The following is a 12,829-nucleotide window of genomic DNA, read 5'->3' as shown; positions in this document are numbered from 1 at the left end:
GCGACTGAGGCCCTGAAATTGGAAAACCTGCGCCCGGGAACAAGCGCAGGATTCTTATTTAGCTCGAGAAAAAGAGCGGTGGTTAAGCGACCGCCTCGGCAAAGCTGTTGCGGAAGGTTTCGGTCAGTTCTGCAAGCGATGTCTCGGACGAGCCGATCTTGACCGTATCGCCGGTGAAACGCCCGACAGCAACCAGCGGGACGCCTGCCTGACCAGCGGTGATCATCAATGCTTCGGCCTGGTCGAAGTTGCAGGCGACCAGATACCGTGCTTGATCTTCGCCGAAAAGGAACTCGGTCGAAGCATCTTCGAGGTGAACCCCTACGCCTGCGGCTTCGGCCAGTTCGAAGGCCGCCAGCGCAAGGCCGCCATCGCCCAGATCGGTGCAGGCCTTGATCATATCGCGATTGGCGCGGATGAACTCGCCGTTGCGCTTTTCCGCGTCCAGATCAACATGCGGGGCGTCACCTTCTTCGCGGTTGAACACTTCGGCCAACAGGGCGGATTGACCCAAATGACCGTGAGTATCACCGATGACCAGCGCCACATGACCTTCGCGGACTTCATTGCCAATGATCTCATCACCGTGTGACAGCAGGCCAACAGCGCCAATGGTGGGCGTCGGCAGGATCGCCTGACCGTCGGTCTCGTTATAAAGCGAGACGTTGCCCGACACGATGGGCATGTCGAGCGCGCCGACGGCGGCGCCAATACCCTGAATGGCACCGACAAACTGGCCCATGATCTCGGGTTTTTCGGGGTTGCCGAAGTTCAGGTTGTCGGTGGTCGCCAGAGGCTGGGCGCCCACGGCGGTCAGATTGCGATAGGCCTCGGCCACCGCTTGCTTGCCGCCTTCGACCGGGTTGGCGCGTACATAGCGCGGAGTCACGTCGCTGGTGAAGGCCAGAACCTTGTCGGTACCATGAACGCGAACCATGCCTGCACCCAGACCCGGAGTACGGGCCGAATCTGCCATGACCATGGTGTCGTATTGTTCATAGACCCATTGTTTACCCGCGTAGTTGGGCGACGCGAGCAGAGCGCGCAAGCCGTCAATTGGATCGATTTGCGGCACGTCTTCCAGCGGCGCGGCCTCGGCTGTTGGTTTCCACGGGCGGTCATATTCCGGCGCGGTGGAAGACAATTTGGACAAGACGAGATCGGCTTTGACTTCGCCGTTGTGCATGATCAGGAAACGGTCTTCGGCAATCGTTTCCCCGACGATGGCGAAATCCAGATCCCATTTCTCGAATACAGCACGGGCTTCGGCTTCAAGCTCGGGCTTGAGGACCATCAGCATGCGTTCCTGAGACTCGGACAGCATCATCTCATAGGCTGTCATGTTCTCTTCACGCTGCGGCACGTTTTCCAGATCCAGACGCACACCCAGACCGCCTTTGTCCCCCATCTCAACAGCGGAACAGGTCAGGCCCGCAGCACCCATGTCCTGGATCGAGATCACGGCGCCGGTCTGCATCAGCTCCAGCGTCGCTTCCATCAGACGTTTTTCGGTGAAGGGGTCGCCAACCTGAACGGTGGGGCGTTTTTCTTCGATGGTGTCGTCGAACTCGGCGGATGCCATGGTTGCGCCACCCACGCCGTCGCGGCCGGTTTTTGCGCCCAGATAGACCACGGGCATACCGACGCCCGAGGCAGCGGAGTAGAAAATCTTGTCACTGTCGGCCAGACCAGCGGCAAAGGCATTCACAAGGCAGTTGCCGTTATACGCTGGGTGGAAACGGACCTCGCCACCCACGCAGGGCACGCCGAAGCAGTTGCCGTAGCCGCCAATGCCTTCGACCACGCCGTTCACCAGTTGGCGGGTCTTGTGGTGGCCGGGTTCACCGAATGAGAGCGCGTTCATTGAGGCAATCGGGCGTGCGCCCATGGTGAACACGTCGCGCAGGATGCCGCCAACCCCGGTCGCCGCGCCCTGGTAGGGCTCGATATAAGAGGGGTGGTTGTGGCTTTCCATCTTGAACACCACCGCCTGACCATCGCCAATATCGACTACACCGGCGTTTTCACCGGGGCCACAGATGACCTGAGGACCCGATGTAGGCAGGGTGCGCAGCCATTTTTTGGACGACTTGTACGAGCAATGCTCGTTCCACATGGCCGAGAAAATGCCCAGTTCGGTGAAGGTCGGTTCACGCCCGATGATCTCAAGGATCATGTCATATTCCTCGGGCTTGAGCCCGTGTGCAGCAATCAGATCGGGTGTGATGGCGGGCTCTTGCATCTTCTGTCCTGTGTCCAAGTGGGCCGAGATTGGGCGCCTTTTAGGGCAAGGGCGCGCCGGGGGGAAGGGCCAAGACCGCGCAGGCTGCCAGAAGATGGAAGAATCGGAAAACCGGAACCGGGATTAATCCGGTTCCGGCGCTGAACAGGCGTTAGGACGGTCCTTGTTCTTTGTTGGCTTCGGCTGCTGCAGCCGCGCCAATGGCGGTCTTTTGTTCGGGCGTCACGTTTTCCGCCTCGTCCAGACCAGGGATGGCAACCCGCACCTCGCGTCGCGCAAAATCGATGCCGTTTTCTTTGAACGCAGCTTTCACCCGGTTGAAGATTTCCTTGCGCAAGGTGAACTGCTTACCGGGTTTGGCCATGAACTTGCCGCGAATGATCATCCCGACATCGTCAAAGTCGAACACACCCTGAGATTTGAAGGGCTGCAGGAACCCGTCCTTGTGGGTCTCGTCCGCCATCATTTCGGCACCGATCTTTTTGAAGATCTTTTTGACCTTGTTGGGGTCTGTGTCGAACGGAACTGTGAATTTCAGCTTCATGATGACCCAGTCGCGGCTGAAATTCGTCAGCTTTTGAATCTCGCCATACGGGATGGTGTGCACCGGTCCACGGTGATGGCGCAGCTGCATCGAGCGGATCGATATCTTCTCGACAGTGCCCGTGGTGCCGCCCACATCGACATATTCACCGACGCGGAAAGCATCATCGACAAGGAAGAAGACCCCTCCGACGATGTCGGCCACCAGTTTCTGGGCACCAAAGCCAATGGCGAGACCCAGAACACCTGCACCGGCCAGAAGCGGCGTGATGTTGATGCCCAAAGCACCCAATGCGAGCAAGGTGAAGATCACCGCGATCGTGACTTGTGCGGTGATCCGCAGCAGCGGCAGAACGGTCGCCAGACGCGACCCGCCTGCGCCACCACCTTCACCACCGGCTTCTTCATCCAAAGCTTCGGCTGCGGTCTGCTCTTGCGCCAGACGGCGGTTGATCCACAGCGACACGATCTCGTTGATGATGTACCCAACGGCAATGATCAGCAGGAATTCGATCACCGCTCCGCCGACCTCGGCACCAACACCGGCCGAAGCCACATGGCGCAGATCAAGCTGCCAGGCCCGGGCGATCATCATGACCACGAACAGCCCGGCCACAACGCGACCAATTCGGATATAGCTGCGCTTGGTAGACCGGTGGGCGCGCTCGGCCAATGGGCCTTCGCCGGACATCGGGGGCTGCAGGTGACGCACCAGCCCACGTATCAGGGTGTCGAGCGCAGGTGCGATCAACAGCCAGAACATGGTGGTGAAATGTGGCCCCTTAACCAGCACTGCACGGATCGCGGGATCACGCTGTGCCACAAGGAACTCAACCAGCAGCCACGTGACAGCCGAGACGCCAATGGCGAAATACGGATAATACCGGGCGACCTCTTCATCGAACTTGGTGTGATCGGGGTCTGTCCCCAGCATCATCTGAGACAGCCCTTCGCGCGCCGTCCAGGCGATGACGCCGATATAGATATGAATGGCTGCGTTCAGCCAGAATCCGATGCGTGTATCACCACCGGTCACGCCGTTGAGCGCGTTGAACCGCAGGATGAACATTGTGAAGCCGATCAGGATCAGCAAGCCGATCAGGTTGCGATGCAGGTATTTGGCCCAATGATCGTCGATGTTTACCAGACGGAAATGCGGCTGGTTGGGGGCCAGAACAAATCTGGACGCAGCTGCGCCGATCCGAGGTATCCAGATCAGGAAGAATACAAACGGGGCCGCATAGGCGATTTGATCCGGTCCCAGAACCGCCCGTCCAAGAGCGCGAATAACGATGTAGAAAACCACGAGCCCTGCAACCTCATTGCAGAACCTCTGGAAAAGGTAACGCACAGCGCCCCACAGATCATCTTCGTCGCCATCGCCGGGTTTGGCGTGCCATTTACGGGTCACCAGACCAAACAGCTTTTCGGCAACAAATCCGGCGATCAGGACACTTAACGTCAGACCTAACAGGACGAAGACACCTGCTGACCCCAGTTTTTCCGAGAAATTGTTGTACGCCTTGACCTGCGCGGTCACAATATTCGGCAAGGTTGTCAGAACATGGGTCCACGAAGAGACCATCTCGGCCCAGATTTCGTTGATCTCGGTCAGGGGGTCTTCGTGATCTTCTTTGGCGGCGGCCTGCTCCTTGGCCACGGCGTCCAGCCGCTCCAGCAGGATCGCGCGCACCTGATCGTCGGACATCCGGGCAACCAGGCTGTCAACCTGTTCCGGAGTCAGGTCTTCAGGGATAGAGACGGTGGCAGGCGCAGAGGTGCCGCTGTCCTGGGCGTAAATTGGCCCCGACAGCATCAGCACTGACATCAGCGCCATCAGCAGGCGAAGGGGGTGAAACATGGATTTGTCCTCGATCACGAAATTTTTGATTGTTTTTTCGGGATCATAGGCATTTGGGCGGAATTTCCCAGAGAAAATACCTGCCCGCTGGGAACTTAGCAAAAAAAAGGCCGAGCACTAAGCTCGGCCGTAGTCCAACAGGGAGGTATGAAGATGATGAGCGTTTCAGCATCACCGCCTTCATGTGCCCATTTAGGGATCACATTGAGTACGATCAAGGCGTTTTACACGTTAAATGGTCATGCCCGCTATGCCATTACTGCATAGCTACAGTTTTCCCATTTCTCTCAACTGCTTACGGTGCGAGATGATCTCATCCTGAACGAAATCTCGGAACGCAGCGACCCGCTTGGAATGGCGTAATTCTTCGGGATAGGCCAGATAAACCGGCACATCGGCGCTTTCTTTGTTTTCGAGGACCGGTACCAGATCAGGGAAATCCTGAGTTACGTAGTCCGGCAAAACCCCGATCCCCAGATCGTGCAGAACACCCTGCAGAACGCCAAAGTAGTTATTCACCGTCAGCAGAGAGCCGGGGTTGTAGGTCATCAGATGCCGTACCATCGATGCACTGGCGCCGACCTGAGGGGCAGACGGGGTCTGACAAATCAGGCGATGCTTTGTGATATCTTCAAGCTTTTCAAGCGGCGCGTCGTGGGTTTCCAGATAGCTGCGCGTTGCATACAGGAACATCCGAACCGTCATAAGGCGCTTGCGGATCAGATCGGCCTGGCTGGGCTCTTTCATCCGGATGGCGACGTCAGCTTCGCGCATGGGCAGGTCCAGGACCCGTTCTTCCAACATCAGGTCGATATTGAGGTCAGGGTATTGCTCGTAGAGCTTGGGCAGGCGCGGGGCCAGCCACAAGGTGCCAAAGCCAAAAGTTGTGGTGACCCGCAGGACACCGAACACCTCATCCTCACTATCACGGATGCGGGCAGCGGCGGCGTCCAGACGTTTGGACATGGCCGAGGTTGCGTCGAACAGCAGCTCCCCTTGCTCGGTCAGAATCAGCCCCCGTGCATGGCGGTGAAAAAGGGTCGCATCCAGTGATTCTTCCAGCGCGCGGATTTGCCTGCTCACGGCGGATTGAGACAGATTGAGCTTGTCGCCGGCGTGGGTGAGGCTGCCAGCATCCGCCACCGCGTGAAATATTCTAAGCTTGTCCCAATCCATTGTCGCAACTTTCGTTATCCTTCGGCAGGCCTATATGAAACAGGTAACAATTTCCACAAGCAAACGCGGAAATCGTTACGGCGCAGGGGAAAATTGCTATACAGGTCAGAAATTATGACCTAAAATACCAAGAAATGCAGCACACTAATCCGACGAGGGGAGACGTCAGATGAGTCAGCCAAAAATTTCGCTAAACGACCGGTTGGATTTGTCCAAAAGTCCGGTTCTTCTGAACGGGACGCAAGCGCTGGTGCGGCTGATGCTGATGCAGAAGGCGCGGGATACGCAGGCAGGTCTGAATACAGCAGGTCTGGTGACCGGTTATCGCGGCTCGCCCCTTGGTGCGGTCGATTTGCAGATGACGCGCGCGCAAAAGCAGCTGGCCGAAAGCGATGTGACCTTTCAGTACGGATTGAACGAAGATCTGGCGGCGACGGCCCTGTGGGGCAGTCAGCAGGCCGGGTTGCGGGGCGACGGCAAGTTTGATGGTGTCTTTGGCCTCTGGTACGGCAAGGGCCCCGGCGTCGACCGCTCTGGAGACGTGATGCGCCACGCGAACATGGCAGGTACTGCACAGAATGGCGGTGTTCTGATGGCCATGGGTGATGATCACACGGGCGAAAGCTCGACCGTGCTGCATCAATCGGAATGGTCATTGGTGGACATGTATATGCCGGTGGTCAGCCCGGCAGGTGTGCAGGAAATTCTGGACTACGGGATCTACGGGTTCGCACTCAGCCGGTTTGCAGGCGTCTGGGTCGGCCTGAAGACGATGAAGGACACAATCGAGGTCACGTCGGTGGTCGATGGCAGGCCGGATCGAATGCAGATCGTGGTGCCGCAGTTCGACATGCCGGAAGGCGGATTGAATATCCGCCTCGGCGACACTCCACATCTGCAAGAGGGGCGTGTCATCGATTTCAAGCGTTTCGCTGCCGAGACTTTTTCGCATGCCAACAAGATGGATAAGCGGGTCTGGGGCAAACCCGGGGCCAAGATCGGAATTGCCGCCGCTGGTAAGAACTGGCTGGATCTGGTCCACGCTATGTCGCTGTTGAACATTGACGCGGACGAGGCCGAGCGGCTGGGTATCACCACCTATAAGATCGGTCAGACTTTTCCTTTGGATATGAAAGGGTTCCACGACTGGGCTGAAGGGCTCGACCTGATCATCATCGTCGAGGAAAAGCGCAAACTGATCGAGGTTCAGGTCAAGGAAGCGATCTTTGACGACCGGCGCGGGCGTCGGGTCTATGGATGGTATAAAGGCGGCGCGGGGATCATGCATCGCGAAGAGCTGTTCCCGACACGTGGTGCTCTGGATCCGATCATGATTGCCGAGAAACTTGGCGGTATATTGATCGAGGAGGGCCATGATACCGAGGGCGTGCGCGCGGGCCTAACCAAACTGTCCGACGCGCGGCGCGCAGACAACGCGCAAGAAATTGCGACGCGGTTGCCCTACTTTTGCTCGGGCTGCCCCCATAACAGCTCGACCCGGCTGCCTGAAGGCAGTCGGGCCTATGCCGGGATCGGCTGCCATTACATGGTCCAGTGGATGGACCGGGAAACAACCGGGTTCACCCAGATGGGCGGCGAGGGCGCGAACTGGATTGGAGAAGCTCCGTTTTCCACCACCCAGCACGTTTTCCAGAACCTGGGCGACGGGACATATAACCATTCCGGCGTTCAGGCCATCCGGGCTGCCTTGTCGGCGGGGACAAACATAACCTTCAAGGTTTTGTTCAATGATGCCGTCGCCATGACCGGCGGTCAGGAGAATGAGGGCGATCTGACTGCGGAACGCATTGTGGCCGAAGTGACCGCGATGGGCGTCAAGCATGTGGCTGTGGTCTATGACGAAAAGGAAGATGTGAACTTCAAGGCTCTGCCATCCGGGGTCGAAACCCATGAGCGTGCTGAACTGATGAAGGTTCAGGAAAAATTCAGGGAAATTGAGGGCGTATCGGTCATTGTTTACATACAGACCTGCGCCGCCGAAAAGCGCAGGCGGCGCAAACGGGGGAGTTTCCCGGACCCTGACAAGCGTGTGTTCATTAATACGGATATCTGCGAAGGCTGTGGAGATTGCGGCGTGCAGTCCAACTGTGTCTCGATTGTTCCCAAGGAAACCGAGTTGGGGCGCAAGCGGGCGATAGATCAGTCGAGCTGCAACAAGGATTTCTCGTGCGTGAACGGGTTTTGCCCGTCTTTCGTGACGCTGCAAGGCGCGAAAATTCGGAGGGAGGCAACGACCGATCTGGAGTTGCCTGACCTTCCGGAACCCGTGCTGCCGCAGATCAAAGGTACGCATAACGTGGTGATCACCGGTGTTGGCGGCACCGGCGTTGTCACCATTGGTGCCGTTCTGGCGCAGGCCGCGCAGATTGATGGCAAAGGCGCCGGGATGATGGAGATGGCCGGTCTGGCCCAGAAAGGCGGTGCGGTGCATATCCACTGCCGCCTGGCCAACCGACCAGAAGATATCAGCGCTATCCGCGTCGCCACCGGCGAAGCCCATGCGCTGATCGGCGGTGATCTGGTGGTTTCGGCGGCGGCCAAGACTTTGGGCCTGACGCAGGCCGGGCAAACCGGTGCGGTGGTCAACAGCCACGAAATCATCACCGGCGACTTCACGCGTGACACCGAATTCCAAATCCCCGGCGATCAATTGGAGCTGGCCTTGAAGGCCAGATTGAAGGAGGACGTGGATCTGTTTGATGCCACTGACTTATCCCGCGCGGTGATGGGGGACTCGATCTATTCCAACATGATGGTTTTTGGTGCTGCCTGGCAACGTGGGCTGATCCCGATTACTCATGACGCCATCATGCAGGCCGTCGAGTTGAACGGCACCGCCATTGAGCGCAATAAGCGTGCCTTCGAAGTTGGTCGTTGGGCAGTTCTATACCCAACCGAGGCGGCAAAGCTATTGAGTCCAAATGTGACGGAAATGCCGAAGTCACTGGATCAGATCATCGATTTCCGCGCCAACCATCTGACCAACTATCAGAGCGCCCGGCTGGCGAAACGTTATCGGAAACTTGTTGCGTCTATTGAGGACACGAAGATCAAAGAAGCAGCCGCCAAAGGGTATCATAAACTCCTGTCCTATAAGGACGAGTACGAGGTGGCACGTCTGCTGCTTGAAAGTCGCGATCAGGCGGCGGCAGAGTTCGACGGCGATTTCAAGATGACCTTCCATCTTGCGCCTCCGGCCCTTGGAACCAAAGGCGAAAGCGGGCGCCCCCGCAAACGCGAGTTCGGGGAGTGGTTCCTCGGACTGCTTAAGCTGTTGTCAAGGCTCAAGGTTTTGCGCGGCACACCTCTGGACCCCTTTGGGTACAGCGCCGAGCGGCGGATGGAGCGCGCTTTGATCCGTCAGTATGAAAAGGACATGAAGCAGGTATTGCCAAAGCTGAATGATGAAACACGTGACGCAATCACCGCCCTTGCGCGCCTGCCGCTTGATATACGTGGTTTTGGGCCTGTGTTACGCGAAAACGAGGCAAAAGCCGCAAAACGACGCGAGGAGCTTTTGGCCGCAATTGGGGATGGAGGGCCTCAGGTGCGTGCTGCGGCAGAGTGAAGCTTTACAAGCTTGTCACGTTACGTGGGCAAAATTGTTACCTACTTACTATGGCAGGCACCCAGACCGGAGATCCCAATGCCCTCGCGCCGTCATGTCGCCCGAGACATCTCATATGCTTACTCCGCCGAAACCAAAGGCGGTCGGATGGTGATCAAGTTGATGGAAAACACCACCGGAAGACTGCGGTTGATCAAACGTGCGGACGGATATGAAAAAGACGTGGCGAATGGCCGGGACTTCTGGTCGGTCATGGTGGAACGGTATGGATTGTCTCTGGATGTCGCTGGCGGGGCATTGTCCAACATTCCCAAGGACGGGCCGCTTATTCTGATCGCCAATCATCCTTATGGCATTCTGGACGGGCTAATGATGGGGCATATCCTGTCCCGGACACGCGGCGATTTCCGCATTCTTGCGCATCGAGTGTTCCGTAAGGCAGAGGATTTGAACCGGATCATCCTGCCGATTTCCTTCGATGAGACGAAGGAGGCGATGAAGCTGAACCTCGAGACCCGCAAGACCGCCCTGAACTATCTGGGTGAAGGGGGGGCGATTGGTATTTTCCCCGGCGGCACGGTCAGCACAGGTGTCAAACCGTTTTCGCATCCGATGGACCCGGGCTGGCGTGGATTTACAGCGCGCATGGTGGCCAAGTCGAATGCAACAGTTGTGCCGGTTTTCTTTGACGGCCACACCTCGCGCCTGTTCCAGATTGCCAGCCATTTGCACTCGACTTTGCGCATGGGTTTGTTGATCAAAGAGTTCAAAAAACGCGTGGACACCCCTGTCAAAGTTGTGGTCGGCGAGCCCATCGGGCGTGATGTTTTGGACCCTTTGGCCAAGGATACGCGCAAGATGATGGATTTCTTGCGCAAAGCCACGTATGAGCTGTCTCCGAAGCCGCTGAAGTCTTATGACTATGGCTATGAATTTGAGGAACGGCATCGCGCCTGAAGGGGCAAATGGCAGTAGGTATCTTTGATTCCGGATTGGGCGGGCTGACCGTCCTGAACGCCGCGCAGAAACGTCTGCCGGACGTGGATTTTCTGTATTTCGCAGACAGCGCCCACGCGCCTTATGGCGTGCGGGATGCCGAGGACATCTTTCAGCTGACCCGGCAGGCGGTGCACGATCTTTGGTCTCGCGGATGTAATCTGGTGATTCTGGCTTGCAACACAGCAAGCGCTGCCGCTCTGCGTCGGATGCAGGAAGAAGGTGTGCCGGAAGGTAAGCGGGTGCTTGGGGTGTTCGTACCTTTGATCGAAGCCCTGACCGAGCGGCAATGGGGTGACAACTCGCCCCCCCGTGAGGTCGAGGTTCAACACGTGGCTTTGTTTGCCACACCTGCTACGGTTTCAAGCCGTGCGTTTCAGCGAGAGCTGGCGTTTCGGGCCATCGGTGTCGATGTCGAAGCGCAGGCGTGCGGCGGTGTGGTCGACGCCATTGAAGACGGCGATATGATCCTGGCCGAGGCTATGGTGCGTAGCCATGTCGACGCTTTGAAGCGCAAAATGCCAGAGCCGCAGGCGGCCATTTTGGGCTGTACCCACTACCCCCTTATGGCAGAAAGCTTTCAGCAGGCATTGGGGGCGGATGTCAAAGTCTACAGTCAGGGTGATTTGGTTGCGGACAGTCTGGCGGACTATCTGCAGCGGCACCCGAATATGACGGGTGAGGGCGGGGGCGGGTTTCTGACCACCGGCAAACCGGACGTTGTCAGCGATCGGGCAACTCAATTCCTCCGACGACAGATCACGTTTACATCCGTCTGACCTAAGTCAAGGACGACCCCCGAGAGACGAATTAATCCGATGACCGCTGCATTGGCGGTCGTAAGATGTGGCACATAGACGAAAGAGGTCTGACATGACCCATAAAATCGCAATTCTGGGCGCCTCGGGCTATACCGGCGCTGAACTGGTGCGGCTGATCGCCGAGCACCCGAACATGGAAATTTCCGCTCTGGCAGCCGAGCGAAAGGCTGGGCAACCGATGGCTCAGGTTTTCCCGCATCTGCGCCATATGGACCTGCCTGACCTGTGTAAAATCTCTGAAATCGACTTTTCGCAGATCGATCTGTGTTTTTGTGCCTTGCCGCACAAAACCAGTCAGGAGGTTATCCGCGAACTTCCGAACACTCTGAAAATTGTCGATCTTTCTGCAGATTTTCGGCTGCGTGATCCTGAGGAATACGAGAAATGGTACGGCAACCCGCATGCCGCCATCGCGCATCAGGAAGAGGCTGTTTATGGCCTGACCGAATTCTACCGGGACGAAATCCGGGCTGCACGTCTGGTTGCAGGCACCGGGTGCAATGCGGCAACGGGGCAGTATGTGCTGCGTCCTCTGATCGTGGCCGGAGTGATTGATCTGGATGACATCATCCTTGATTTGAAATGCGCCGTTTCCGGGGCCGGGCGTGCGCTGAAAGAGAACTTGCTGCACGCTGAGTTGAGCGAAGGCACCAACGCCTATGCCGTTGGCGGAACGCATCGGCACCTGGGAGAGTTCGATCAGGAGCTCTCGCAACTCGCTGGACGCACCGTGCATGTGCAGTTCACGCCGCATCTGATCCCCGCAAATCGGGGTATTCTGGCGACGTCTTACGTTAAAGGTGATCCGCAAAGCGTTTATGAAACACTGGTTTCTGCGTATGAAAATGAACCGTTTATTCAGGTTGTGCCCTTTGGTGAAACGCCCTCGACCCATCATGTGCGAGGGTCAAACTACTGCCATATCGGGGTCGCCGCCGACCGGATCGAGCGGCGTGCTATTGTTGTGGCGGCATTGGACAACCTGACAAAAGGTAGCAGTGGGCAAGCCTTGCAGAACGCCAACCTGATGTTAGGTGAGGATGAAACTTCGGGTCTGATGATGGCCCCTCTGTTCCCGTGAGGATGAGATGAAAACGCTCAGGAAACGTCGTCGAGTTCAGGTGATCCTGCTGGCTGTTGTGGCCTTGGTGCTTGCGACGGGGTTGATTGGGTACGCAATGCGGGATGGCATCAACTTTTTCCGATCGCCCAGCCAGGTGATTGCTGAGCCGCCGAAACCAACTGAAGTTTTTCGGATTGGTGGATTGGTCGAAGAGGGCTCGATCATTCGCGGGCAGGGCGAGACGGTGCGTTTTGTCGTGACCGACGGTGGGGAGAGCGTGCCGGTGTCCTTCACTGGTGTCCTGCCGGATCTGTTTTCGGAAAATCAGGGGATGGTGGGGACCGGAAGCTATGTGAACGGTGTCTTTGAAGCGACTGAAATTCTTGCAAAACATGATGAGACATACATGCCCAAGGAAGTTGTGGATGCGCTGAAAGAGCAAGGCGTTTACAAGGAGGCTGAGGGCAGCTGAATGCAGCTGTGCTGCATGCCTCCGGCGGAGGTATTTTTGAACAGAAGAAGTGGGGCGTTGCGCGTG

General features: G+C 57.4%; 8 protein-coding genes. 5 read left to right on the top strand and 3 right to left on the bottom strand.

Annotation, left to right across the window (positions count from 1 at the left end):
• Positions 1-82: 82 nt before the first annotated feature.
• From purL to ACP0GE_RS20625, 3 genes are all read right to left on the bottom strand, one after another.
• A complete protein-coding gene (gene purL / locus ACP0GE_RS20635) occupies positions 83-2,242 on the bottom strand; it encodes a phosphoribosylformylglycinamidine synthase subunit PurL (RefSeq protein ID WP_424833753.1) in 2,160 nt (719 codons plus the stop codon).
• A gap of 151 nt (positions 2,243-2,393) precedes the next feature.
• Positions 2,394-4,646 (bottom strand): mechanosensitive ion channel family protein, encoded by a 2,253-nt coding sequence (locus ACP0GE_RS20630; RefSeq protein WP_424833752.1) that lies wholly within the window; start codon positions 4,644-4,646, stop codon positions 2,394-2,396.
• A 267-nt stretch (positions 4,647-4,913) separates the two neighbouring features.
• Positions 4,914-5,822 (bottom strand): LysR family transcriptional regulator, encoded by a 909-nt coding sequence (locus ACP0GE_RS20625; protein ID WP_424833751.1) that lies wholly within the window; start codon positions 5,820-5,822, stop codon positions 4,914-4,916.
• 169 nt (positions 5,823-5,991) lie between these two features.
• Here ACP0GE_RS20625 and ACP0GE_RS20620 point away from each other — a divergent pair, with 169 nt between their 5' ends.
• The 5 genes from ACP0GE_RS20620 to ccmE all read left to right on the top strand — a co-directional run bounded on the left by ACP0GE_RS20620 (position 5,992) and on the right by ccmE (position 12,763).
• Positions 5,992-9,411, top strand: a complete 3,420-nt coding sequence (locus ACP0GE_RS20620; RefSeq protein WP_424833750.1) for an indolepyruvate ferredoxin oxidoreductase family protein — start codon at positions 5,992-5,994, stop codon at positions 9,409-9,411.
• A gap of 78 nt (positions 9,412-9,489) precedes the next feature.
• The gene (locus ACP0GE_RS20615) at positions 9,490-10,368 is read left to right on the top strand and encodes a lysophospholipid acyltransferase family protein (protein ID WP_424833749.1); all 879 of its coding nucleotides are present in this window, start codon (positions 9,490-9,492) and stop codon (positions 10,366-10,368) included.
• A gap of 8 nt (positions 10,369-10,376) precedes the next feature.
• Positions 10,377-11,186: a glutamate racemase gene (gene murI, locus ACP0GE_RS20610; protein WP_424833748.1), complete on the top strand. Its 810-nt coding sequence runs from the start codon at positions 10,377-10,379 to the stop codon at positions 11,184-11,186.
• Between the two features lie 94 nt (positions 11,187-11,280).
• A complete protein-coding gene (gene argC, locus ACP0GE_RS20605; protein WP_424833747.1) occupies positions 11,281-12,309 on the top strand; it encodes an N-acetyl-gamma-glutamyl-phosphate reductase in 1,029 nt (342 codons plus the stop codon).
• Positions 12,310-12,316: 7 nt separating this feature from the next.
• Positions 12,317-12,763, top strand: a complete 447-nt coding sequence (gene ccmE, locus ACP0GE_RS20600; RefSeq protein ID WP_424833746.1) for a cytochrome c maturation protein CcmE — start codon at positions 12,317-12,319, stop codon at positions 12,761-12,763.
• The last annotated feature ends 66 nt before the right edge of the window (positions 12,764-12,829 follow it).

The organism is Ruegeria sp. (assembly GCF_965243365.1).
Taxonomy (GTDB): Bacteria; Pseudomonadota; Alphaproteobacteria; order Rhodobacterales; family Rhodobacteraceae; genus Ruegeria.
This window is presented reverse-complemented; position numbering and strand designations above follow the sequence as displayed.

Bases quoted from the DNA above. Each gene is read 5' to 3' on its own strand.
- ACP0GE_RS20625 (WP_424833751.1), bottom strand. From the start codon at position 5,822: ATGGATTGGGACAAGCTTAGAATATTTCACGCGGTGGCGGATGCTGGC.
- ACP0GE_RS20620 (WP_424833750.1), top strand. From the start codon at position 5,992: ATGAGTCAGCCAAAAATTTCGCTAAACGACCGGTTGGATTTGTCCAAA.
- murI (WP_424833748.1), top strand. From the start codon at position 10,377: ATGGCAGTAGGTATCTTTGATTCCGGATTGGGCGGGCTGACCGTCCTG.
- ACP0GE_RS20630 (WP_424833752.1), bottom strand. From the start codon at position 4,646: ATGTTTCACCCCCTTCGCCTGCTGATGGCGCTGATGTCAGTGCTGATG.
- argC (WP_424833747.1), top strand. From the start codon at position 11,281: ATGACCCATAAAATCGCAATTCTGGGCGCCTCGGGCTATACCGGCGCT.
- ACP0GE_RS20615 (WP_424833749.1), top strand. From the start codon at position 9,490: ATGCCCTCGCGCCGTCATGTCGCCCGAGACATCTCATATGCTTACTCC.
- purL (WP_424833753.1), bottom strand. From the start codon at position 2,242: ATGCAAGAGCCCGCCATCACACCCGATCTGATTGCTGCACACGGGCTC.
- ccmE (WP_424833746.1), top strand. From the start codon at position 12,317: ATGAAAACGCTCAGGAAACGTCGTCGAGTTCAGGTGATCCTGCTGGCT.